The sequence below is a fragment of the Flavobacterium sp. CSZ genome, assembly GCF_015350725.1.
In the GTDB taxonomy this organism is placed as follows: Bacteria; Bacteroidota; Bacteroidia; order Flavobacteriales; family Flavobacteriaceae; genus Flavobacterium.
The window spans coordinates 120,913-146,124 of the sequence record NZ_JADKPQ010000013.1; the positions used below are offsets into that span (position 1 = coordinate 120,913).

General features: G+C 36.2%; 22 protein-coding genes. 8 read left to right on the forward strand and 14 right to left on the reverse strand.

Annotated elements, in window-relative coordinates:
• The first annotated feature begins 275 nt into the window (after positions 1–275).
• From IRZ78_RS15915 to IRZ78_RS15925, 3 genes are all read left to right on the forward strand, one after another.
• Complete coding sequence (locus IRZ78_RS15915) at positions 276–2,231, forward strand: histidine kinase (protein WP_228520499.1); 1,956 nt, start codon at positions 276–278, stop codon at positions 2,229–2,231.
• Entirely contained in the window at positions 2,231–2,971 is a 741-nt protein-coding gene (locus IRZ78_RS15920) for a LytTR family DNA-binding domain-containing protein (protein ID WP_194617480.1), read from the forward strand. Before IRZ78_RS15915 ends, IRZ78_RS15920 begins: the two co-directional genes overlap by 1 nt.
• 137 nt (positions 2,972–3,108) lie before the next feature.
• The gene (locus tag IRZ78_RS15925) at positions 3,109–3,438 is read left to right on the forward strand and encodes a DUF4870 domain-containing protein (protein WP_194617481.1); all 330 of its coding nucleotides are present in this window, start codon (positions 3,109–3,111) and stop codon (positions 3,436–3,438) included.
• A gap of 812 nt (positions 3,439–4,250) precedes the next feature.
• Here IRZ78_RS15925 and IRZ78_RS15930 read toward each other — a convergent pair.
• The 9 genes from IRZ78_RS15930 to IRZ78_RS15970 form a co-directional block, all read right to left on the reverse strand.
• On the reverse strand, positions 4,251–5,711 hold the full coding sequence (locus IRZ78_RS15930; RefSeq protein WP_194617482.1) for an FAD-binding oxidoreductase: 1,461 nt from the start codon (positions 5,709–5,711) through the stop codon (positions 4,251–4,253).
• A gap of 40 nt (positions 5,712–5,751) precedes the next feature.
• Positions 5,752–6,486: a Dabb family protein gene (locus tag IRZ78_RS15935; RefSeq protein WP_194617483.1), complete on the reverse strand. Its 735-nt coding sequence runs from the start codon at positions 6,484–6,486 to the stop codon at positions 5,752–5,754.
• 19 nt (positions 6,487–6,505) lie between these two features.
• Positions 6,506–7,525 carry a heme-binding protein gene (locus tag IRZ78_RS15940; RefSeq protein ID WP_194617484.1) on the reverse strand — a complete coding sequence of 340 codons (1,020 nt, stop codon included), beginning with the start codon at positions 7,523–7,525 and terminating at the stop codon, positions 6,506–6,508.
• A gap of 60 nt (positions 7,526–7,585) precedes the next feature.
• Positions 7,586–7,948: an antibiotic biosynthesis monooxygenase gene (locus tag IRZ78_RS15945; protein ID WP_194617485.1), complete on the reverse strand. Its 363-nt coding sequence runs from the start codon at positions 7,946–7,948 to the stop codon at positions 7,586–7,588.
• Positions 7,949–7,994: 46 nt separating this feature from the next.
• A complete protein-coding gene (locus IRZ78_RS15950) occupies positions 7,995–9,251 on the reverse strand; it encodes a ferritin-like protein (protein ID WP_194617486.1) in 1,257 nt (418 codons plus the stop codon).
• Positions 9,252–9,255: 4 nt separating this feature from the next.
• On the reverse strand, positions 9,256–11,136 hold the full coding sequence (locus tag IRZ78_RS15955; RefSeq protein WP_194617487.1) for a GMC family oxidoreductase: 1,881 nt from the start codon (positions 11,134–11,136) through the stop codon (positions 9,256–9,258).
• Positions 11,126–11,581: a hypothetical protein gene (locus tag IRZ78_RS15960; RefSeq protein ID WP_194617488.1), complete on the reverse strand. Its 456-nt coding sequence runs from the start codon at positions 11,579–11,581 to the stop codon at positions 11,126–11,128. Before IRZ78_RS15960 ends, IRZ78_RS15955 begins: the two co-directional genes overlap by 11 nt.
• 71 nt (positions 11,582–11,652) lie before the next feature.
• The gene (locus tag IRZ78_RS15965) at positions 11,653–13,098 is read right to left on the reverse strand and encodes a hypothetical protein (RefSeq protein WP_194617489.1); all 1,446 of its coding nucleotides are present in this window, start codon (positions 13,096–13,098) and stop codon (positions 11,653–11,655) included.
• Between the two features lie 67 nt (positions 13,099–13,165).
• A complete protein-coding gene (locus tag IRZ78_RS15970; RefSeq protein ID WP_194617490.1) occupies positions 13,166–13,636 on the reverse strand; it encodes a hypothetical protein in 471 nt (156 codons plus the stop codon).
• A 537-nt stretch (positions 13,637–14,173) separates the two neighbouring features.
• Between IRZ78_RS15970 and IRZ78_RS15975 the strand changes: the two genes are divergently transcribed.
• Positions 14,174–14,524, forward strand: a complete 351-nt coding sequence (locus IRZ78_RS15975) for a DDE-type integrase/transposase/recombinase (RefSeq protein WP_194617491.1) — start codon at positions 14,174–14,176, stop codon at positions 14,522–14,524.
• A 118-nt stretch (positions 14,525–14,642) separates the two neighbouring features.
• Here IRZ78_RS15975 and IRZ78_RS15980 read toward each other — a convergent pair whose 3' ends face one another.
• Positions 14,643–15,617 carry an alpha/beta hydrolase gene (locus IRZ78_RS15980; protein WP_194617492.1) on the reverse strand — a complete coding sequence of 325 codons (975 nt, stop codon included), beginning with the start codon at positions 15,615–15,617 and terminating at the stop codon, positions 14,643–14,645.
• 89 nt (positions 15,618–15,706) lie between these two features.
• Between IRZ78_RS15980 and IRZ78_RS15985 the strand changes: the two genes are divergently transcribed.
• Both IRZ78_RS15985 and IRZ78_RS15990 read left to right on the forward strand, forming a co-directional pair.
• Positions 15,707–16,567: a LysR family transcriptional regulator gene (locus IRZ78_RS15985; RefSeq protein WP_194617493.1), complete on the forward strand. Its 861-nt coding sequence runs from the start codon at positions 15,707–15,709 to the stop codon at positions 16,565–16,567.
• Between the two features lie 197 nt (positions 16,568–16,764).
• Positions 16,765–16,998, forward strand: a complete 234-nt coding sequence (locus IRZ78_RS15990; protein ID WP_194617494.1) for an IS6 family transposase — start codon at positions 16,765–16,767, stop codon at positions 16,996–16,998.
• Positions 16,999–17,311: 313 nt separating this feature from the next.
• Here the strand turns inward: IRZ78_RS15990 and IRZ78_RS15995 are convergent, their stop codons facing one another.
• The 3 genes from IRZ78_RS15995 to IRZ78_RS16005 all read right to left on the reverse strand — a co-directional run bounded on the left by IRZ78_RS15995 (position 17,312) and on the right by IRZ78_RS16005 (position 21,951).
• Positions 17,312–18,646, reverse strand: a complete 1,335-nt coding sequence (locus tag IRZ78_RS15995) for an amidohydrolase family protein (protein ID WP_194617495.1) — start codon at positions 18,644–18,646, stop codon at positions 17,312–17,314.
• 674 nt (positions 18,647–19,320) lie between these two features.
• A complete protein-coding gene (locus IRZ78_RS16000; RefSeq protein WP_194617496.1) occupies positions 19,321–20,352 on the reverse strand; it encodes a hypothetical protein in 1,032 nt (343 codons plus the stop codon).
• 66 nt (positions 20,353–20,418) lie between these two features.
• Positions 20,419–21,951, reverse strand: a complete 1,533-nt coding sequence (locus IRZ78_RS16005) for a sulfatase-like hydrolase/transferase (RefSeq protein WP_194617497.1) — start codon at positions 21,949–21,951, stop codon at positions 20,419–20,421.
• A gap of 466 nt (positions 21,952–22,417) precedes the next feature.
• On the opposite strand from IRZ78_RS16005, the gene IRZ78_RS26325 reads away from it, so the two are divergent.
• Together IRZ78_RS26325 and IRZ78_RS16010 are read left to right on the forward strand one after the other, a co-directional pair.
• Positions 22,418–22,546, forward strand: a complete 129-nt coding sequence (locus IRZ78_RS26325; protein WP_255552264.1) for a hypothetical protein — start codon at positions 22,418–22,420, stop codon at positions 22,544–22,546.
• A gap of 203 nt (positions 22,547–22,749) precedes the next feature.
• Positions 22,750–23,511 carry an endonuclease/exonuclease/phosphatase family protein gene (locus IRZ78_RS16010; protein WP_228520500.1) on the forward strand — a complete coding sequence of 254 codons (762 nt, stop codon included), beginning with the start codon at positions 22,750–22,752 and terminating at the stop codon, positions 23,509–23,511.
• Between the two features lie 289 nt (positions 23,512–23,800).
• On the opposite strand, the gene IRZ78_RS16015 is transcribed toward IRZ78_RS16010, so the two are convergent.
• On the reverse strand, positions 23,801–25,090 hold the full coding sequence (locus IRZ78_RS16015; protein WP_194617499.1) for a hypothetical protein: 1,290 nt from the start codon (positions 25,088–25,090) through the stop codon (positions 23,801–23,803).
• Positions 25,091–25,212: the final 122 nt, after the last annotated feature.

A 25,212-nucleotide genomic window follows, 5' to 3' on the forward strand; every position in this document is an offset into this window, starting at 1 on the left:
AGACAAGATTACGCCATAGATAAGCTATTAACAATTGCCAATTGGTAAATGGTAGCTTTGGGTTTTTATTTGGTCCACTTTGAATTATATTATAAAATTCAGTTCTTTTTTTGTGTTTTAATAGGTTGTAATTAAGTGTTTTATATGGAGGTAATCCCTTGTGAAATATTTGGTCAGTCTGATCACAATTTGTATTTTGCCATTATTTAACCCCATTTATGAGCTCATTTTTTATATTCAATCAGAAAAAAATTAAGAAGGTATATTTGTTTTTTTTGATACTATTGACCACCAATATCCAGGCACAAAACATTTCTTTGATTGAAAAAATGGCCAGTCAGGGGTATTCAAAACGTTTTGATGATACTATTGCTTGTTTAAAAATTCAGAAACAAGCCCTTGCCTTGGCAATAAAAAATAAAAGCAAAGAAGACCAGGTGATCTGTTATGCTTATCTGGCTTTGACTCAAAGACGTTTGATTAATTTAAAAGCCTATATTCATTATGCCGATAGGGCATATTATCTTTCTAAAAAAGTGAATAAAACAAGGGTTAAGGCTCATGCTGCTCTTGCGATGGGATCTTTAAAATCTTATATAGAAGATCAGCCTGAGGCATTAAATTATTTATTAGAAGCTTACAGATTATTTACTAAAGTCAAGGCGCATGATCAATGCGCTAGAATAGCATCAGACATATCGTATCTTTTTTCACCTGAATCTCCTTCAAAAGTTGAAAAATATGCCAAAGAAGCGATCGAACATGCAAGAAAATCCGGGGATGCTGAAAGTGAGCTTTATGCAAGACTTGCCTTTGGAAGTTATCTTATAGATAAAATGGAAACCGGCACGCAAACAGATTGGAGTAATGCTGTTGCTTTTTTTGAACAAACCGTTTGGATCGCCCAGAGAAATGCAGATAAAATAGACAGTAAAAGCAATATGGGAATTGCCTATATCAATCTGGCAGATCTCTATACAAAAGGGCCCAAGCCACTTAATGAAAAGTCATTTCTGGAGAATCTTGAAAAAGCCACCCTTATCGCAAAAAAATATAACATAAAAATTATTTACCGAAGTGCTATAGGCCTTAAAGGATTTTATCTGACTCAAAAAGGGAATTATGCTCAGGCCCAAGTTGTATTTGCAGAGGGAATTAAATACCAAAAAAGTCTGCCTTACACCGATAATTATATTTTGGCCACTTTTTATAATAGTTTAAAAGATCTTTCTGTCAAGCGAAATGATTTTAAGGCCTACTATGCTTATGACACGCTTTTTACAAAATACAATCAGTTAAAATATAAAGCCTCAGCCGAGTCGATGCTGCAAAATTCCGAGGCCAGATACGAATCATCTAAAAAAGCAGAGCGCATTAAAGAGCTTGAACTGGAGAATGAATTGCAGCAGAAGAACAAATTATTGGGCTATATCATTGCCGCAGTACTGCTCATAGGACTTGTTTTTATGTTTCGTTCTTATTATTACCGACAGCGATATTATCAAAAGAGGGAAGATTTCTTAAAGCAAGAGCAAACTAACAGCGCCCTGAAAATGCAGCTTATGGAGAAAGATACAATGGAGAATTTATCGGCTCGATTATCCCTTGAGAGGCGCTTACTTCGCTCTCAGATGGATCCGCATTTTATTTTTAATGCTTTGGGGAATATTCAAAGTATGATCCTGCAGAAAGATACCGCTCCTGCCGTTTCGTATCTCAATAAATTTGCAAAGTTAACCCGGCAGGTATTAGAGCAGTCCAGAGAAGAAACCATCTGGCTCGAAGAGGAAATAAATACCTTAAAAAACTATATAGAACTCCAGCAGCTTCGTCTAAATAATGGTTTTGATTATACCATTCAATGCGATAATGCAATCCAAAAAGATATACTTATTCCGCCCTTGTTATTACAGCCTTTTATAGAAAATGCAATAGAACATGGTATAAAACCAATGCCAAGTACTACAAGGGGATTGATTGAAATTTACTTTAAATTGGATGAAAAACAGCAAATTTTAATTTGCACCATTAAAGATAATGGAATAGGATTGGCCGGGTCAAAAAAATTAAAAGCCGACAATTCCCACCAATCGCTTTCCACAACAATTACCGATGAGAGATTAAGTAAAATGCAAAAAGAAAATCCCGATGCTGGTTTTCAGATTATAGAACGTGATGCTCTAGCAGAGGGGCACGGCTGTATCGTAATTTTAAATATTCCCATACTCTAATGATATATAAAACAATAATCGTTGAAGATGAATACAGGCTCAGAGAAGCCTTATCTATTATGCTTGAAATGGTGGCTGGAGATACAGTTCAGATCATAGGATATGCAGAGAGTGTTCAAGAAGCCAAAAAAATTATCGAGAGATTACAACCTGATTTAGTTTTTATGGATATTATGCTCAAAGACGGAACTGGCTTTGATGTTTTACAGCAGATTTCCTTTGACTCATTTAATCTGATTTTCACAACTGCTTATCAAGAGCATGCCGTCGATGCGTTTAAGTACAGCGCTGTGGATTATCTGCTAAAACCAATCGATCCACAGGAACTTAAAATGGCTATAGATCGCATTGCCGTTTTAAAACAAAGAGTGTTGCAAAAAGAACAAATTAGTGAACTGAGAAACAATCTTTCTAAAACTCCTGACCGGATTGTACTGCCAACTCAGGAAGCAATGTATGTGGTCAAGTTAGATCAAATTATTAGATGCGAAACTTCAGGATCTTATACTACCTTTTTTTTAACTGATGCAAGAAAAATAATGGTATCAAAACCACTAAAAAATTATGAGGATATCCTATTGGCTCCTGAGTTTTTTCGTGTCCATCAATCACATCTAATCAATGTAAATGCGATTTTGAGTTATTCGCGTGAAGGAATGATATATATGAATGATAAATCAGTTGTGCCTATTTCTAGAGGGAAAAAAGAACATTTTTTTAAGTTAATGAAAGATCAATAGTTTCTTGAAGCCCAATTGCAATATATGTCCTTAAGGGTGACAAATACCAATTCAAAGCAGCTAATGGCAAAGTGTTTATTGTGATTTTGTTTGGGTGGGTCTACTTTTGACTTATATAAATAAAATAAAATAAAACGATGAACAATAAAACATTATCAATCCTGAGCTATATCACCATTATTGGCTGGATAATAGCTTATGTAAAAAGCAAAGATGTAACTCCAAAGAGCGATCTGGTTACCTATCATTTAAAACAAGGTTTCGGCATCTTTTTAATTTCATTGATCACCAATATTATTCTTTCTGTAGTTGTATCGATACTTCCGGCATTATTTTTTTTGTCTTATGTGGGTTATGCGATTCTAATTTTGTGGATTTTCGGAATAATAAATGCAGCAAATGAACAAAAGAAGCCAATTCCGGTCGTTGGAAAAATATTTGAGGATAAGTTTGATTTTGTAAACTAAAAATCCATTTTTTTGACTTTAGTTTAGGTTTTTTGTTTTTTTTGGAAAGTAAATTTATTTCTATACTGCTGCGGGCTATATTGATAAGTATTAAAGCTGTTTTTATTTTAACTTGTAGTTTTTAATAATCTTAACAGACCTTTTTTTTAAAGTAATATATGCTGAGAATAATATGGAATTTGATTACCTAATTTAAAAAAGGAGTTGTCTTCAGAACAAATAGAAGACAGCTCCTTTTTGGCTTTGGTGATAGAAACAGCACAAATTTCTATACATTTTATGAAAGATTTCAAGAGATTGGCTTACTGGATGTAGAGACTGTCTTTATATGTCTTCAGGATTTTGGTTTGGATGTCCTGTTGGGAATTCAAGGGCTGGAGATAGGATAAAACCTATATCAAAGTAAAAGGTATTAATACTTTTTTTACAAAGTAAAAGCAAACCGATTTTTCTATCACCAAGTATAGGCCATTACGCCGAGCTTATGCTGAAATTTTCTTCTAAAGATTGCGCCAGGGAGAATTTTGATATTTTTAGGCTATCTGTTTATTCTACAGCAGGAATTAGTGGATAGATGCACCTTGGTAGAAATGGAACTCAATTCGATATTTACTAGGGCCCAATGGTATTTGTAAAATATACTACAAAACCAAAGCAGCGAGAGACATTTGATCGTGTTGATGGTGGCGAAGATTAGGGCAAACTTAAAGAGTTATACCACGTTGACTTTATGTTGCAAAAGAGTACATTTTTATTTTAAATCCCTGACAGCTGTTGCAAAAGTATCAGGGATTTTAAGTTTCCACTCTAAATTATACCCTCGTCCTGTTTATCGGACTGATATCGGTAAGTTCTTTAGTTGGGTTGAAAGTTGAACCAACACTTTGCTGAAAATTAAAATAGTTGTTGGGATCAAATTTCTTTTTAAGAGCTAAGAGTCGTTTGTAATTAATACCGTAATACTTCTCTGTCCAGTTGTGCTGTAATGGATCTATATAGTTTACATAAGCACCAGTAGCATTTCCGGCATCAGAGAGTCTTTCGAAAAATTCGTAAGCCCACTCTACATTTTTGAGTGTATCGCCTGGTTTATTCAGATCCCATATAGCTTTAATTTCAGGAATAAAACGGCTATTTCTGTGTACATAAGCTGTCGCATCTGAAGCAACATTTTCGATAGCACCTCCGGCATGTGTCCACACAGCAAAGCTATCAGCAGACGGAGCTTTGTTCATTGACTCAATAATTACCTTGGCTACTTTGTTATTCATTCCGTGTTTTGGTAAAACAGTAGAACGTATATATGAACTTCTTCCGTCAACTCTTGTGGTATAACCATTGTAGAATTCCCAGTCTGGAAGTGTCATGTTAAAAAGGTCGGCATTAATAGGTTTTAATTTCAATAGTCCTTGCAAAAGATCAATGCCCTCAGCACCATCACCATTAAAAACAGGGGTTAGACCTAATACTTTTACATTTGTAGTTTTATCTATTAAGTCTTTTTGATTTCCCATAAAACCATATACAGCCATTGCATTTGGTAAGGTTTCGACCCATTCATTGTAATAGCCCAGTACATCTTCGGCCATTTCTAGTGGATAACGAATTTGTCCTACCAGCATTTTTTTGCTTAGTGGTTTTCTGACCTTCATTTCCATTTCGACAACAATTCCGAAATTTCCTCCACCGCCGCCACAGCATGCCCAGAAGAGATCCATATCATCCTGAGATTTGCTGTGTACACCAATGTGTCTTAATTCGCCATCGGGAGTAACAATTTTTAAACTTTCAAGGTTATCGATGCTCATTCCGTAAGAACGCGAAACAAAACTATATCCTCCGCCAAGCATGAAACCCGGAGGGGCAACAGTGGGACAGCCTCCGCCAACAGGAATAAGTCCTGTAGCTGTGGCTTGCATGAATTTATAAACATCATACCATATTACGCCCATCTCGGCAACGACTGTTTCCTTTTTAGGATTAAAGGTAATTTTGTTTAAATTTTTCATGGCAATTACAACACCTCCTTGGTTTAGACAATATCCTGCAGCACTGTGTCCGCCTCCTTTTATCGACAGAGGAAGATTGTGGTTAATGGCAAATTTGAGCCCAAACTTGACGTCTTCCACTACGGCAGGAAAAATAATAAGGCGAGGTCTGAACTGAATGCGTCCGTTATCTATATGTACGGTTTGTTCATATTCGGCATCACCGGGTTGAACTACATAACCGCTTAATTCACGGGCTAGTTCCTGTATTGCTGTACCTATCATAATTTTATTTTTTTAGGTTATGTTTTTGAAATAGTAGAGATTATCTGGCAAGGCAATACACTTTTGACTGGTATTTGATATAAGAGTCGAAAATGTAAGTATTGGCAATCATTCCGGCAGTTGCAGCAAAAAAATCGTCATGCTTTTTACTTTTCAGATAATGGTCGTATGCTTTTTTGCTTTCGTAAACAATAGAAACAGCGACTTGAAAATTTCGTACCGATACATCTCTTTTGATATCAGTAAGTCCGCCTGTTACAAATTGTTGGATGCCTGGATGTCCAGAAAGATATTTTTCGCAGATCGCTGTAAATTTTTTAATATTTTCTTCTGATTTATCCCTCAGGGAGAAATACAGATCGTGAAACAAACTTTGCGGATAATTACCATCGGCACCAATAGATTGTGGTTCAGATGAATTTCCTCCAATAATCAGATGGCTAACATTTGCGTCCATAACACGTCTTGTTGTGCCGGGAACCCATCTGTTTACATCTATGACAAATTGATTGTGTGCTTGATCATTGGCATTGTATAAATTAAAAGAGGCTTGATCTTTAAAGAGCTGGTGCATCGCAATATCATATTTAAGATCATTTTCAGGTCTGGTCATATCATCGGCTCTTGTGCCTATCCAAAAAGAAATCATTCCTTGTGATTCAGAAAGGTACTCTCTGGCTTCGGCCATGTAAGCCTCTACAATATCGGCAGTATTGCTTGTACCTAAATTAAAATAAGTACTGTGTAGCAACATGGGGGGGGTATTATTATTCATTTGATTTTTTATTTAGTGGTTATGCCTGAAGGCGAAGTGTTGCCACTGAAATATGTGGCCATTTAATTTCGACAATAGATCCGTCAGGAGCAAAAACAGGAAAATCCAGAATTACAGTTTGTGTGTATTGTAATTGAAGAAAAGTAGTTTTGTCCAGATTTTGAACTGTTTCGATCCAAAAAATAGCCGAAAGACTATTGGCATTGGCGTTCACATTTACAAAAGGAATATTGGTAATACCACCAAGAGGAGCTGTAACTCCGGTATTAGCCACTCCCTCTATTGGGTTAGCATCTAAGAGAATAACTACCGTTTCGATAATATTTTGTCCCTCGATAGCATTTTTAAGAAGAATGTTGGGATCCATGATTGCATCGGCAGGAATTCCCGCAGGGGGAACGGCATTTTTTAATTGTGACAAATACGTTTCACTTACGTCATTTACTCTTTTGCCGTCGATAATAAAAAAGGGTGTAGGATCGGCAAGCTCAAAGACAGGAGGTCCGGGAACGGTAAAAAAAGTTCCTTGTGCCAAAAGTGAATCACCATGGGGAATTGAACCCAATCGCGCAATACTAGGCTGTACCAAAGGATCAGAACCGCTTGGAAGATTTAAGAATAAACCCGTTTCTAGGTGAATTCCGTTTTGACCGCTTGGAAGATTAACATCATCTACTTGTTGTAAATAGTGCAATCCCTGAAATGCAATATCTGATTGTGCATTTCCGCGGTTAATGATATCACCTCCAATGTTAGAGAATGTAAAAGTTTCTGCTGTTGAATTTAATATAATTTTGAATTTGTCTGTGGGTGGCGGACCTGGTTTAGCCTGATTCATGTTGGGTACTTCGATCAGGTTGAAACCCGGACCAACCCAGGTTCCTATAAGAGATTCTAATACACCCAGATTAACAGGCGCAGCTTCTAAAGCCGAAGCTTTAAATTTTGATTGAGGTCCCTTGTTTTCTATTTTTGCTTCTAGCTTATTTAAACCCGACAGGTTTAGATTCGCTAACGGATTATTGTGCTCTAATGCCATTTGATTTGTTTTTAAATTGATTTGTTTTTGATGGGGTAAAAAATATTTGAAGGTTTTGCCTTAAAGTGCTTTTCGACTAAATCCTTGAATCTGAGTAAGTACCTCAGTGGTCATGAAAACTTGTGGCGGCGTGCTAAAATCACTCAGGAACAAGTCTCCGTAGGTTTTTACAAATGCTGTAAATATTGGACCATTAACATGTTTAAAAAATGCATTTTGGTCTTGATAAACTTCCCAGAAAAGAACTTCGCCCTGCGCAGGTGTAGGCAAACTTTTTTCTTTAAAGTTGGGAACATGTACCATATAGAGTAATGTTTCAGGCTCATTTTGCTGCACATCTTTTGCCAGTTGTATTAAAGCTGCTGTAGCTTTTTCTTCATTTCCGGGCAGGATAGTCCATTTTGCTTCTAGTGGATAATACATAATTTTGTTTTTTATTGGTTAAATAATTTAAAATTGAAGTGGGTTGTTATAAGTCTACATATTCAAAAGTTGGACCTGCACATTCTCCGTTTCCTAATGGAATATTTAGTAATTCAAGGGCTTTGTATTTAAGATCATACATCACTGTAATTCCTTTTATAAGCAGGTCAGGATCACCGCTTACTGCATCGTTTATGCCGTTAAGCAGTGCTACATATACTTTATTGAATTCGATGGCTTTTTGTAATAATTCCGGATTACCTTCATAATCTTTCATTTTAGGGTTTGCCTTCATATTATAAACAGATGACCAGCTTACGGTAAAAGGACGGCCTGTAGGAACGCTTCTTACCGGCATCTGGAAATTGGTATCGTTTGCACTATACATGCGTCCGTAGCATATTTCCTGAAATTTAAAGTAATGAGCATATTCGATATCTTCACCAAACATCACATGATCAGTAGCGATAGTTCCATCGATACCTTCACCTTGACCAACGATTTCTCCAATAGCAATTTCGGCTTGGTCATAATTGGTGACTTTATTGATTTTGCCACCGCTTCCGTAATAATGTTCAGGGCCTATCTGACGTTTTGGGTCTCCAATAAAAATTCCGCCCGGAGTTGCTTTATTCAAACGAAGTAAACCATAACGAATCGCTTCATAAAATTGACCTATACTGTCAAAATGCCCGGTAATTGGAGCTTTTGGATCAGAAGGTCTCTCGATAGTAGAAAACTCATCAAGGGCTTCTCTTGAAAATTTAAGGAGCTGAACTTTAAAAGCAGGAAATCCTTCTGGCACTTCGGGAACAATTCCACCTGGAAGAGCAGTTGGATAGTTTGGAATAATTTCTTTTACATTAAAAAGTTTTTTTCCTTCTATCTTTTTTGGATCTGTAATGGCGTTAAGAATGTTTGCAACCAAAACCATATGGAGCATTTCTTCAACTACAACACTCCTGATAAGTGCGCCTGCCTCTACATTACTGCCTTCCTTGATGGTATAAAGTCCGCACAAGTAAGGAGGAATTGTAGAGAGTTCTAATTGCAATGCAGTTCTAAGACATTCCTGAAGGTGATCAATGCTTTTGATGTAACTTTCTACTTTTTTTTGAGGCATTGCTTTTAAACTGAAAGCTTTAGAATCGCTTTTGAGCAATGCAGCATTTATGGTAGAAGTTGTCTCTAAATTTTCTGCAATAAATGAGGTAATGTCATCAGCACCAATACTTGTATCGGTAAGTGGCTTAATTAGCTTTTGACGGTTTGGATTGTTTTCCTGAAAGAATTTATTTTCCATGATGTTATTGTTCAAGTTGTTTAAGAATGGCTTCGGCTGCTTTAAAAGTTAATGCAGACATTGTTAGAGTAGGATTAGAAGTTCCCAGCGTTGGCATATTACCGCAGCCTACCAGAAACAGGTTTTCGTGGTCCCAGGTACGCATATTAGCATCTACTACAGAATCTTCTTTAGTAAATCCCATACGGTGAGTTCCTACGATATGTCCCGCACCGGCAAAAGTGTATCCCTTGCCTTTGTAGGTAACATAGTCAGGATCTGTTGGGTTATAGGATGTGAAATCCTCAATATCGCACTGGCTGAACATTTGCTCAGAAACAATTCCTGATGCTTCAAAAGCTTTTAGCATATATTCGGTTGCCCTGTAGTGTATTACAGGTCTGTAGTTGCCAATATTGTCTTTATAAGCCGGATCAATAGTAACACGGTTATTTGGGTCTGGCGCCTGCTCACACTCAAAATGTGTAAAGAACTGACGCGTCACAATATTTTCTATGTGACTACGTAATGCTTTACCAATAAGTCCTTCATTAACAGCGTTAATAACATTTGTTGCCGGAGCATTTGTAGGCCACGCCCAACCCCAGTTATCAAGAGGCAGAATCCATGCCGCATGATTTTTACGGAATTCCCCGTCACGGAAAGTTGGAATATTAGTAGTAGAACCCGGACCACGATACGGATAAATAGGATCTTTAGAAAGTCCCCATCTTAAAACCGTCATGTGATCCATTAAGTTACGGCCCACTTGATCGCTGCTGTTTGCAGCTCCTGAGGCAAGTAGTAACTTGGCATTTTCGATAGCGCTGGCGGCCATTACATATATGGTTCCTTTGGCTAGTTGGGTTTCATATTGGCTGGAACTGCCTTTTACATAAGTCTTATATTCAACTCCGTTAATCCAGTTTGAGGTTTCATTGATCAATAATTTCGAAGCTACGGCTTGTACTTTTATATCCAGATTTCCTATATCACATTTTCGAAGTGATTTTAGGGCGTTGTATTTGGCTTGTACCGGACAAATAGGCACACAGCTTGCATTTCCTTCGCAGCGTTGTCCTGTATAAGGATCCCAGTTTGATCCAACCGGATTGTAGTTTTTTAAATCATTTCTGGTAATGTCTAATGTTTTTGTAGCAAGGTTCCATTTGACACCCGTAATATCATACTCTGTATTAGGAATTGAATTTCGTCCTTGTGGCGTACTGATGCAATACAATTTATAAGGTTCGCCATTGAGTATAATTTTGCTGTTTGCATCGATCACTTTTTTCATTACCCCGTCCATGTAACTGGTCGGAATAGCTTTCATAGGAAATACATAATCTTTACCAAAGATGTTTTTCTCTTCGATAGGATAGTGCTGATCCTTAACATCGCCGGAAACACCAATTTCATTTTCGGCCATTTGGTAATAACGCGACATGTCTTCATACTTAATAGGCCAGTCTACACCAACGCCGTATTTTGATTTCATTTTAAAATCATTTGGCAGCATTCTTAGTGTTGTTCCAAGCCAGTGCAAAGTAGTACCTCCCGGAGCTCGTGTATTGTCACTTGCAAAAGGCACTGGCCCCATTTGTACCAGATATCCTTTAGTAGCAGGAACATTTTTTTGGATTACTTCTATATCCAGAACGTTTATAGATTGAGCATCTTTTATATTGGGATAAGGAGCGTTGGGTACTTTTGCCGAAGCATTATAAAAGGTGGTCAGGTAGTCCTGATAATTTTTATAATTAGCTTCCTGATCCATTGCTATACCAGCTGCAAGACCGGCTTCGAGCATTAAAACTTTTTTACCTGCATTGGTAAGAACCTTAGCTAGTATTGACCCCGCAATTCCCGAGCCAACAATTACTACATCATAATTGTTATTTTCCATTTGGTTTGCTTTTTAGGGGTGATTGTTTAACCGAAAGAGGAAGATCTGCCCATGAACCATAGCCGGGTTGTTTTGCTCCGGGCGGATGTGCATGTGCGGCATCCCACATCAGGCCTTGTATGTATGATGCTGATGATATAACATCACCGTTCCAGTTTCCTGTGTACCAAAGTATAATGATGTTTTTAGTAAGTCCGCCGTAAGCCGAATCGGGCAAATATTGTGTAGCTAAAGTGCTTTCGATACTTTGTGGCGTTTCTTTGGGATCTGAAAAAAGTTTTTGAAGATCAATAAAGAAGAATTCTATATCTACTTTATTTACATTCTGACGAATGGTGTTGTAATAACTTTCCAGCATTCCGGTTGCCTTGAGTTCGGTTTCAGTGAAACCAGTAAGAATTGCCGAAACTTTTAAAAAGAGCTTCGAATGTGAATTGGGTTCCATAATTTACATTGGTGTTAAGGGGTTAGAGATTTGTTTGTTTATTTTTTTTCAGAAAAAGGGTATTTTGAAAATTATTCTGCAGGGATTTGGTTAATAACACCTGCAATTTCTTTAAGAGATGAAATAGAAGGCAGGAGAAAATAAGCCGTTCCGCGGGTGACCACAAATTGAGGTAAAGGGCCGCGAACCACTATTTTTGTACCGTCTTGCATAGGAATGGTGAAGTTGGGATCAAAACTGTTATCTTTAATGCGGTTGGCGATTAAAGGATCTTGAGCTATTTTGGCCCTTGGATTAAATACAGGGCTAAAATTGTTTTTGTTAATCCATCCGTAAATGGTTTCAAACTGGCTGCTGATGTCGCCACACAAGAATAAACCAATCAAACCGCGGTCTGCTTTTGGATCAACAGACATTGGTGCTCCGTAGGGCATTCCTCGTCTTATAATGCGTGGTACAAGGGTTGAACCGGCAACTTTCACGCCTTCATCCCTTGGATTTGAGACTCTTGTATGTGCCGAAAAAGGACATTTAGCGCCTTTCATATCATCTGCCTTATATCCAAAATCAGTACTTTTTGAAGTGTCGTGGCTTGGATTATCCGCAGAAAGAACTAACGGAGAACCATTTCGCCAACGGCCGCACATTTTGGCAGCAAGCCATTCAACTGTATAATCTTTTGTTTGATTAATCTTTGGAGCGATCAGTTCTGCCTGTTGTTCTAAAAAATCATTAAATGTTTCAACATCCTGGTAGAGAATTCGAAACGCATTATAACAGCCGTTTTTAGCAAACTTACCTTCAGGACCAAAAAGAGGACCGGGCGTAGGATTTTCAAGCGTACTGTAACCAATTAGAAAGTTATTAAGATCTTGCTGGTCTTTACTAAGAGGATTATCATTAAGTTCAGGTTCATCAATAGAATCTCTATATCTGAAATGAACATAATCAGATGGTACTAACAAATATTGCTCTAATCGACCTGATGCTGAATTTATTGGTTTTAACTCGCTAACTGCTTTATTACTTCTTTGGGCTGCTGTAACTACAATGTCAACGATTCTTTCCTGTGCAGTAGGGTTCATTGCATAAGCGTGTACAACACAATGCACATCGGTGTTTGCGAATTTTTCATTCCACCATTTACCGGGAAGGCTTTTATCATCAACATCGAATAAGGACTGCTGTGCACCATTAGGATCCCAAGGGCCTTTTTTAAAGGTTGGTGGAAAACTTGAATTGTAGATATCGAGTTCGGGTTTCACAATTGCAATTCCTGCGGCTGTAAGACCAATATTGAGCATTATTTCAGGTTTTAAAGGTCCCCAGTCTTCTGCACTTTGCAGATGTGGAAGCAAATCCCTAACAAAGCCTCTTATGGAATCTAAATTATCCGGTTTATCGCTGAATTTAAAAAGCATATGTACAGAACAAGGATGCGTGTAGCCATTAATAATAAGCCCTTGTATATCCTGTAAATCCGGTTTAACAGCTTGGGGAGATTCTGTATAAATCATGAGATTAAGTTTTTAATTATAGAAAAACAGCCGGGTCATTTGACTCAGCTGTAGTGTTTTATGGGTTCTATTCTGCAGCTTCTTCTGCTTGTGAAAATGTTGCTACAATCTGCTCTACTGATTGTGAATAAGCGTAATAAAGATCACTAGACTGGCTTATATTACGGTCGTTAATGAAATTTGAAAAGAGACCAAAGTCAATTTTATTGGGGTCTGTTGGAAAGTCAGCAGGCTTGTTTGCCCATAAGTTGATAAGAACAAGAAAGGCAGCTTTAATTGTATCCGAATTATCAAAAAAGGCCTTCAGATACGTATTCATATCACCATCAAATTCGGTTATTACTAATATACCGGCGATACCCTTATTATCACTATTGGGTACAAGAGCAATTCTGGCATAATGAACAATTGCCATATTATCTAAAGAAGCCTTAGTCACTGGATTGTTAAAATTCGCTTGAGCATATTTAGCCGCAGCCTGTGCTTCGGGAGTCTGATAAATAGGAACATACATGGTTAATGGATTCACGGTTTGCATAGGAATTTGTTTTTAGGGATTGCTTACTCTTTGATCCCGTTTTCAGCGACGCGGGGTATTATAAATGCTAAGATTCAATACAATAGCCTTGACTTTTGTATTGAAATTCACTAATCTAAATTACTGGAGATGCAAAATCAATTATGAAAAAATGACACCAAACCGGAATTATTAGTCATGAGAGAACCTAAAGAGAGGATAGGATTTTTTCTAATAAAATGATTTGTCTCTTAAAGTGTAATAAGTGTTTTTTTTTTTAGAATAAAAGTAAATGACAGACTAAGTTTGAACAACTTAATGGGGCTTAAAGTAGATTTTTATTTGGTGAAATTTTTTCAGGAAAAAGACGATTACTTTTTAATTTTGAAGATCATGAAAAATGTCGGTTCTCTCGCATTTGGGAATAACTTTATCTTTAGAATTTCAAACTCATCAAAAAATGAATACTAAAGGTGATTGTTAGCAAAAATATATCATTCCTCAGGCAGTGTATTTTAAATTAAGATTTACACTTAGTTATGGGATGTTGAGCAAATAATGAGAATTAGAGAAGTCATTGTGGATCATGCCACAATTCAGCGCTGGGTTTATAAGTGCGCACCTCTCATTGAGGCAGAGATAAAGAAGAGAAAAGACAGAGTGGGGGCGAGTTGGAGATTAGATGAGACCTATATCAAAGTAAAAGGCATTTGGTGTTATTTATATAGAGCGGTAGATAAATTAGGCAATATGTTTGACTTTCTTTTCACCAGAGAAAGACACAGAATAAGCCCTTGCTCATTTCTAATTAAAGCAATTAGTAATAACTCCCAGCCAAGAGTAATAAACATCCTTAATGTTGGCAAAATAGCTGAATTAAAAGCATTGGTCATTGAGAAAAAGTCCTGACTTGAGTAAACCACATGATAAGATGGAGCTTATACTCTAGAAGAATTAAACTTTGTAATTTTATTTAAAAAAAATAGCGGTCTTTTATAACCGCTATTTTAAATATATTATGGCCTAATTATTTAGGAAGTTGGGCAAGAAATAACAAGATATCAGTACCGATTTCTGTGCAATGTGTTTCAAGGGCAAAATGACCCGTTTTATAAAACTTTACAGCAACATTTGGATTGTCATCTTTGTAGGCTTCTGCTCCTGCGGGAAGAAAATAAGGATCCTGACTGCCCCAAACAGCTAACATCATAGGCTTTTTATCTCTAAAATAAGCTTGAAATTTAGGATATAAAGCAACATTGGTTCTGTAATCTTTTAGCAGGTCAAGCTGTATTTCAATGTTTCCCGGACGATCCAGAAAATACTGGTCCAATGTGTATGTTTCAGGTGCGATAAGAGCAGCATCCGAAGCACCTTGGTGATACTGATACCAGGTTGATTCTTTTGAAACAAAATCCTTAAGTGCGTCTCTGTTAGCCTGAGAAGGATCTTTCCAGTATTTCTGAATAGGATTCCAGCCTGTACTTAATCCTTCTTCGTAAGCATTGCCATTTTGTGATATGATGCCGGTTATTTTTTCCGGATTAGCAAGAGCAAGCCTGTATCCGGTTGGCGCGCCATAATCGAATACATAAATGGCAAAACGTTTTAACCCAAGCTTATCGATAAATCCCTGCATAGTGTGGGCAAGATTATCAAAAGTATATTGAAAACTAAGATGGTCCGGTGCATCTGAATAGCCAAAACCAGGCAGGTCCGGCGCTATTACATGATATTTTTTGCTTAAAATAGGAATAAGATTTCTAAACATATGAGATGATGTAGGGTAACCATGCAATAATAATAGCGTTGGAGCATCTTTAGATCCTGCTTCACGATAGAATATCTTTAGTCCGTTGACTTGCGTGTTATTGTAATGAGTGGTCTGAATTTGGGTGTTCTCTTTTGTAGTTAAAGAGTTTTTAACTTGCGCATTTGCAGCTGTTTGTTGTAGCATAATTATAGTTAGAATTAGAGTTAAGGATTTAATTGTGTTTTTCATATTTTCAATTGTTTAAGACAAAAATACACTCTATATTTGATACGTGAAAACGATTTATAATGATCTAATCAATCACTAAAAGTGATACTATGAATAGTAATGACCTAAAAATATTTGAAGCTGCAGCAACACTGGGAAGTTTTACAAAAGCTGCAGAAGCAACCTTTACGGTACAATCAAACGTAACGGCTCGCATAAAAAATCTAGAAGATGAATTTGGAGCTGAACTCTTTAGAAGAGTATCCAGAAAAGTGGTTCTAACTGAAGCAGGAGAAACACTTTTGCAATATGCTAAAAAAATAGGACGATTATTGGATGATGCAAAAAGTGATATACAGAGTGCAGAGAAAATAGGAGGGGCAATACGCATAGGGTGTGTTGAGACCACTATGGCTTTTAAAGTACCAGAAATCATCAAAGGTTTTGCAGAACTTTATCCCAATGTAGAGCTTGAATTTTATTCTTCAATGTTATCAGCATTGATAAACGATGTAATGAGTTATAAACTGGATGCTGCTTTTGTTGCAGCACCCATAAATATTCCAAGTCTACAGCAGCTTATCGTTCGTGATGAACAACTTGTAATAATTGCAGGTGGTGATGTGGATAAGCTCTCGGTAGTATTGAAACAAGAACCTTTAAAAATAGTAGTTTTTGAGCAAGGTTGTTTTTTCAGGGCGCGACTTGAAACCTGGCTCGGTTCAAAAGGAATCCTCCGTTATAAAAGTACCGTAATTAATTCGATAGAGGGCATTATTAATTTTGTGGAGGCAGGTCTTGGCATTAGTATACTTCCTGCAGAAGTTGTAAATCAGTATTACAGCAAGAGAAATATAAAAACTTTTCCTATAAATAAAGAACTTGCCACGATGACCACAGTGCTAATTTATAGAAATGATGAAGCACCTTCAAAGGCTTTAAATGTGTTTTTAGATCAGTATCGGAATTAAAGTTTCTGAATCATCAGGTAATGACTTTTATTTTTACAATTTTAAAGCCCATGAAAAAATCAATACTAAAGGTCATACTAATCCAAAATCCATAGTTCTTCAGGCAGTGTATTTTAAATTTAAAATTTACACTAAGTAGCCTTAATATGGTTCTCTCGCATTTGGGAATAACTTTATAATTTTAAACCCATCGAAAAATGAATACCAAAGCTCATTGTTATCCAAGGTCTATTATTCTGCAGGCAGTATATTTTGAGCTTAGATTTACTTTACGTTATCGAGATGTTGAAGAAATAATGAAGATAAGGGGATTGATTGTGGATCATGCTACGATCCAACGCTTAGTTTCTAAGTTAAATATTTGCTTTAAGCTATTTTTAGCAGCTCTTCCCGCTATTGGTTCCAATCTTTTTTGCCCAACCACGACATAAAAGGATTTCACTGCACACGAGCGAAGCGAACTGGCAAAGCAATCGGGGCTAGGGCTGCTGAGGAGCCCGGCTCTTTAGACAAATAAAAATAAGCAAGGTTATAAAAAAATAGCGCCAATTGTCTTCAATTGGCGCCATTTGACTTGTTTGTGACTTCGAAGGGACAAATTTCTATAAATTTTATGGAAGATTTGAAGAGATTGGCGCACTACTGGTAATACCTGTCTTTGTATGGCATAAACAAATTGGTTTGGATGTCCTGTAGGGGATTGATAGAAAAAGTTATTAAATAATCTAGTTATCATCTAGGATATTATTTGTCAAGTATATTTTTATAAATGACACCATCTTTTATAATCAACAATAATGTTTTGTCATAATCTTCCATTATGCTCAAATTTACAATAGGATTTCCATCTATTAAGATAAGGTCGGCATAAGCCCCTTCTTCTATAACACCCAATTTGTTTGGATAGGGATTACGTGGTCCGCTCATGGCAAGTAATTCTGCATTTGTAGATGTAGCCATTTTTAATATTTCATAAGGCTTGTACCAGCGTAACAACTTTACAAGATCTCCTGCTCTTTTTGCCGAGTGCTCAGGCTCAAAAAGACAATCCGTTCCAAAGGCAGTTTTAATATTATATTTTTTTGCAAAATGGTAAGCTTTGTCAGTACCGCTCATCATAGTTTGTTGTTTTATACGGTTGGGTGAACCATCTGCATAAAGGCTTTTGCCTTCATCTATAAAAGGTTGCAGACTTAACCAAGCCTTTTTATCGGCTAACATTTTTGCTGTTGTATCATCAATAAGTTGAGCATGATCTATACAAAGCACTCCTGCACGTAAAGCAGTTTGTATGGCTCTTGGTGTATAGGCGTGAACGGTGACATACGTACCCCAGTTTTCTGCTGCATCAACAGCGGCTTTCATTTCTGCTTCTGTAAATTGAGATACATCTAAAGGATCGTAAGTTGAAGAAACACCACCACCTGCTGCTAGTTTTATTTGTGTGGCACCAAGGCGAAGTTGTTCCCGTACACGTTTTAGGACTTGGTCTGCACCGTCTGCTATGACTCCAAAATTATTACGTTCGGTAAAATCAAGGCTTGCTGCCAAATCTCTTGGAACAGCATTGGGAGTCAGAAAGTCGCCATGACCTCCGGTTTGGGAAATCATAGCACCTGAGGGATAAATACGCGGACCAATTACCAAGCCTCTGTCAATAGCCTTTTGTAATCCTGCGGCAGGACCAGCGAGGTCTCTGAAAGTTGTAAAGCCCTGCATTAGGTCTTTTTCTGCAGATTTAATAGCATTTGCAGTAATATATTCTATATCGCTATTCATCAATTCCATAATACCCATCGACTCCATCATAATGTGTGTGTGGGCATCAATAAGACCTGGCATTAAGAATTTTCCTTTGCCATCAATAATAGTAGTATTTGCGCTTCTATCAGTTGGTATTGGAGATGTAGAAATTTTACTAATCAGATTATTAACAATCAAAAGATTTCCCTTAGTTGTTTTTTCATCCTTACCATTAAAAATTTCAACATCGTTGATCAGAATTGTTTTTTGAGCCATTCCATAAAATGAACTCAGTAAAATTGCCATAACCAATAATTTTCGTTTTATAGGATACATATCTATAAGGGTTTTGAAGTTATATTACTAATGTAGTAAATGTTATGTTAATTTGTTGATTTTTAGTGAAATATTAATCAATGTATTAACTTCTTTAGAGCAGCCGTAAAAAGGTCAATTTTGAATATATTTTTTTCGTGTTAAAAAAATATTTGCAGTTTGTTGTTTAATTCCAAATATAAAAGTTATTGCTAAATGCTACAGAACCGCTTTTCACTATTTTAAGCTTTTGTTTTTAAAGGACTTCCCCTTTAATTCTTTAAGGCAACTAATGCCGTCAGGATAATTTACAGTGTTTCTTTCTCTAGTAATTGTTTTACGAAATCGTACCTGCAACCATATTCTTGTGTTTTATATTAATCTTCCCTTTTTTACCTGGCATAATTGCCGACCTGTATTTAGAACAATACATAAGCATTGTTATGAATCTAAATTACTTAGGTGCAAAATCAATTATAAAAAATGACACGAAACCAAGATTATAAGTCACCTGACCAACTGTATACTCAGTGAAATATGTTAAAACAAAAAATACACAAAGCCTCAAGATATTTATGCATTTTTTATAAAATAGTTACCTGTAATAATTAAAGCTTGATGAGCAAAGTAAGGTATGTAGATTTTAAAACTTATCTTTAAGGGAGAGAGAGACTTAAAATTATACTACGCTTTTTTTATTCAATTTTTACTTTTGCAACAAAAGAAGATACCGTTTTTGTATCATCACCATCTACAACTAGATAAATACCTAAGATATTATTTCTATATACTGTATTGGCACTTGTAACGCTTGAATCCGGAAAATCAATATCAATCCAATTGGCTTCTCCAAATGATCCGTCAGAATTTCTGTTTACAGTAACAAATGATGCTCCGTTTTTTTCTCCATTTACAGTGAGCCAGTCTGATGGCATATTATAGCCACCATTTTTAGCAACAGTAATACCTTCAAAGTGAGTAATTATGGATAAAATGGTTTCATTTTTGTAACTAAATGACTTTAAGTTGTTGGTTTGTTTTGTTTTAGCATTATAATCAACCAGAAAGGCCTGGCTTATTTTTCCAAATTCAGGGCTGGTATATCCTCCGGCCATTGTATAACTGTCTCCACCATTATGCCAAATACCATATAAAGTAGTTGTTAATGAATTGGGTAATTTAAATTCTGTACATTGTTTATTTTTAATATCATACAGAAATGCATATCCATTTTTATCGTTTCCAACATCATAATTTCCAACAGCAAGGCTGCCCATTACACTGTGAACAAATACGTTATTGGTATTTCCTGCGTTGGGTGATACCTGAATCCAGGTTCCTGAACCATCAACAGGCCCTTCGTAATAAAATCCGAGATTTCCACTTGGTGCTTTACCCGTAGAGGCTGATATTTTATAGGACCCCACAAATTGTATGGTGCCATGAGGTCCGTTATTAGGTCCATAGCAAGAAGTGTTGGTAACTGGGGTTTCTGTTGTACCGGGAAAATTAACAACATACCATTTTCCTTCGTTGCCGTTTCCTTTCAGTGATCCTTGATAAATTAATCCCTGGACAATATCGTTCTGCCCTAATAAGCTGCCTGCAATATATACATTGTCAGACTCTGAAACTCCTCTTATTCCCTGTATGGTTGTTTGTCCCGCAGGATTATTAAAATCTGCATAATTTACTGTATGCACTTCTGGTTTTATATTTTGTGACATGATGTGTGGGGCTTAGTATTATTTAGATTATTTTTTGATTATTCTTTTTTGATTTTGCAGCTGTCTTTAATTGAATGTTGTGGTACTATAAAGATCTTTTGGCATATTGACCCAGAGTTTTTCTATCTCAAGCTGATGCAATTGCTCTTCTAAATCTCTTCTGATTTCACTGTATGCCGGATCGTAAGCAAGATTTGTAATTTCAAGTGGATCATTGATTAGATCATAGAGTTCATATTGTTTGAAATAAGCTGTTGCTGCATCAAAGTAATAATCGAATTTCCATTTTTCTGTTCTGATACAACGGATACGATTAGCAGCTTTTACAACTGTCCAGCTACTATTAGAGCCTGCCTTAATATCATCATAAGTAAATAAAATACTATGTTGAACGGGAGTATTATTCTCCATTATAGGAAGTAAACTCGTACCGGCAAGTCCTGTAGGTGGATTTGATACATTTGCTATATCGATAAAAGTGGGCATAATATCTACCAATGTCGCTAATGCCATTGATTGCTTTATTTTGTGCTCTTTAAATAGGACTGGATTTGAAATAACAAGCGGCACCCTTAACGCCTCCTCATAAGCTACAAAAGTTTTCTGGCGCAATCCTCCGTGAGCCAAACCCATTTCTCCATGATCTGAGGTTAAAGTAACAATTGCAGAATCTGCCAATTTATTTCCATTCTCATCTTCTTTATAGAGTTCTTTAATTAGGTAGCCAATTTCCTGATCAACATGACTTAATAAATAACCATAAAAATTAATATAGTTTAGTTTGTCCTCCGTACTGGCTATCTCACCCAGACTTAATGCCATATTGAGTAAAATTTGTTCCTGAGCCATAGGCTTTTTATTTTCAAGCAAATTTTCATTTACAGTCTCAGGAAGTCCAATTTCCCTACCTGACCAGGTTGTCGAATGATATCCTGAAGTCCCTGCTGATTTTGGATATGCTAATACATCATGCGGATTAACAAGTGAGAGAACAAGACAGTAAGGTTTATGATTTCCTGCAGCTCTTTGTGCTTTTACTTCCTTGAGGTATTGTATGGCTTGGGCTGTATATTTTGCATCGTGATTTGCATATCCACCACCGAAGTTGAGCGGATTAACATCTTCGCCTGCATCCGGAGCAACCCAGCCCATTGCTCCAAATAGTGAAATATCTGCAGCAGTTAGATCTTCGTAGTTTGTACTGGTACCATTTGGTGCTACTCCCTTACTCATATGCCATTTACCTCTGTATTGCACATCATATCCATCTGCCCAAAGGACATTCATGATATTGGGCAAAGAGTTACTGAGTGTTGGTTCTTGCGGGGATAAAAGCCCTCCTTCGGTTAGCGTTTGGCTTACACCATGTTTGGCAGGATACGTTCCTGTAAATAAGGTTGCACGACTGGGAGAACACATACAGGTGTTACAAAATGCCCTTTCGAAACTAAAACCATTTTGTTTTAGAAATGTTAGAGTTGGGAGATTTTCCTGCTCCCATCCAGGCGGAAAATGTTGCGTGGCACGCTGCTCATCTGTGATAATAAGAATCATGTCTGGCTGTTGCCCAATTTGATTAAGTTTTTCTTTTAAGTCCATTACTTATTGATTAAATTATTAAATAAAAATGTAATTCATAGCTGTATCAATATTTTCCCTTGATATTGATTTGGGATAACCAGAAAAATGGTTGTTTAAAGAATAAAATACTGAAAATGATTAAGTTAAAAGTGACGTCAAAAAGATCTAAAACCCAGTAAAAATTACAACGCTTGATATGGTCCGAATATTTGCAGAATCGAGTGATTAAATTAACAGGAATAAAGTTATATTAATAAAAGAACTTTACACAACGTATAAATACCTGTTTTACATATACATTCAACTTGGGGTATAAGTTTGCACCTTTAATGGAGATTCAAATGAAGAAACATAAAGTACAAGTTGGTCGTAGTTGGGGAATGGACCAGACTTATATTCTTCTTATTTTGAATATAGAAGAAATAAATACCCGGATTTTAATATTGACCCAACAACGAACTTAAATGTTAAAAGTCCTGGTAGTATGCCAGTGAGATATTTATATCCTTCTTCAGAATTGAATTATAACAGTCAAAAGTTGATGGAGGCCTTAAAGCGTCAATTTGGAGGTTATGATGAAATTAATAAAACAATGTGGCTTTTAGCAAATTAGCAAAAAGACCATATTGATTAGTTTTGTTTTTTATTTTTTTTAACGCTGCTCTTTATAATTAGAGCAGCGTTTTTATTGGCAAATAATAGAAAATAATAAATCAATTCAATTCAAGACACAATAAAAATAAAGGTATGAGAAGAATAAAATTTTTGATAGTGATTCTTTTTTCCGTGCAAATCAATGGACAGAATTTAAAAATAATGAGCTACAACATCCGTGTAGACCTTACAGTTGATGGAGATAATGCCTGGAACCACCGTAAAGATTTTTTTGCGTCCCAAATTCAGTTTTACGGGCCTGATGTATTTGGAATTCAGGAAGCGGCACCTAATCAGGTAAGTGATATTGCAGAGAGGCTTTCTCAATATAGTTTTGTTGGTATAGCAAGAGAAGGTGTTGGAAAAGGGGAATCCTCTAATATTTTTCATAAGAAAGAGCGTTTAAAAATGCTTTTAAATAACACTTTTTGGCTTTCAGAAACACCCAGTGAAATTTCTTTGGGTTGGGATGCGGCATATAAAAGAGTCTGTACGTATGTTTTGTTTAAAGATGTAAAAACAAACCAGCTTTTCTGGGTTTTCAATACGCACTTAGATCATCTTGGTGCACAGGCAAAAATAAATGGCATAAAACTTATTCTTGCTAAAATTAAAGAGGTGAATAATAAAAATTATCCGGTCATTTGTACTGGAGATTTAAATTCAGAGCCACAGTCAGAGGGCATTTTTCTTCTAAAGAAAGAAATGAAAGATACCAGAGCAATTTCAAAAATACTACCTTTTGGTCCTTCTGGAACCTTTAATGGTTTTAAGCATAATGAACCCGTAACACGATTGCTGGATTATATTTTTATATCTAAAGATGCTGGTTTTAAAGTAGAAAAATTTGCTGTTTTAAGCGATTCAAAAGACTTAAGATATCCATCGGACCATTTTCCTGTTTATGTAGAATTGAGTTACTAAGGGAATATATACAATAGAAAAGCAATTTTTTACAGGAGATGCTTTTGTCATAATTTAAGTGGTACTTATATCTAAATTTGGTTACCTTAAAGTTTTTCAATTCAATTCGGTTTGTTCTATAACTTGATGACTATGTATATTAAAACAAAATAGTCGAGTTTTTGAAAATACCTTAACTTCAATCCACACATCAGAGAGAATGAATTTTAAAAGAATTCTAAATAATAAAAGGAAACAGAGTAAATTTCTGTTTCCTTTTATATTGGTTTTTATGCAAAATAATCGGGATCTATTTACCGCTTGAGGCAGTAATTTTTCCTAATTGAAGTCTGTAATCTGGTCTTTTTGCATTATATAGGTCAACAAAAGTTTCTTTGTTGTCCGTGTGGGAATAAACATTAAAAAAGATGCTGTTACCGTACCAGTTTTCTAAATCTGTATTGTCAGTCTTGTTTTCTGTAAAGATATTGCCGCTGCATTGGTTAAAGAACATCTCTTCGAATTTGATTTTTTTCAGGGTAACCTCATTGATTTCAGTTTTGCTGTCTATAAGTACCGCAGGATTAAAACCAGAAACTACACTTCTTTTTAATTCCAAAGATGCGTTTTCACCAACATAAACAGCTTCTTTAACTAAACCTGCCTGAATGTCTGCTGTAATATTTTCACTATCGTTTAGCATTGTCATGTTCGAAGCACTAACGAATGTAGATTTTTTGGTGAAGTCAGTTTCATTTTTCTTTTCATAGGTTCTTACCTCCAGACATCTGGATCCATCTTTGTTGCTCGATAAGTAAGAGGATCTCACGGCCAATGAATTAAATAATCGGCATTGGATCCCTTGTGTAAATTTAAAATCATCATTGATGGATTTGTAGGATACTAATTGAGCCGGGTTCACATCACCTCCATAAAAAGCAAATGAATCACCGCCTGAGTAACTTACCATGATATTCTCTAAAATGGTTTTATTGCCCACTCCTGCAATAGTCAATCCATTAAAACTATCCATTCCTTTAACTTTCTTACCGGCAAATTCAATTCGCACATATTTTAATACTCCTGAATTTGAAGCGGGGTTGTTCCCACCATATACAGTAAGTGCCGCATCAAGGTCCATATTATAAGAACCGGCATTGCCAAATTTATTTATTGGAGCATCACCAAGAATCACAACGCCTCCCCAATCTCCTGCTTTTTTCATGCTTTGGTTTGAGGTAAATACAATAGGGTCTGTTTCCAGTCCTGCGGCTATAATTTGTGCCCCTTTTGTGATTACAAGAGTACCTTTTGAAACAGCATCTCCAATAATTACTGTACCAGGCTCAATAGTGAGAACTGCATTATTAGTTACATATACATTTCCCTGAAGGATATATACATTTCTTTTCAACAGTTTTGTATTTTCAGTAATATTTCCTGCTAAAATTTGATTTGCATCTTTGGACTCGGCCTTTTGAGGCTTGAATTCTGTCCAGTTATCCAGCCAGTTGCTGTATCCTATAATTCCTTTTTCCTGTTGTGCACTTGCGCCGGCAGCTACGAGCAGCAGGCAAATCATTAGGGTAATTTTTTTCATAGTTTGGGGCTATTAGATATTATAAGGTCTTTAGACATCCGAAAAACAAAGTATATAAATTAACAACATTTTTTGCAATCTTCGCCAATGAATCTGAAAATTATATTCCTTTGAAAATGATA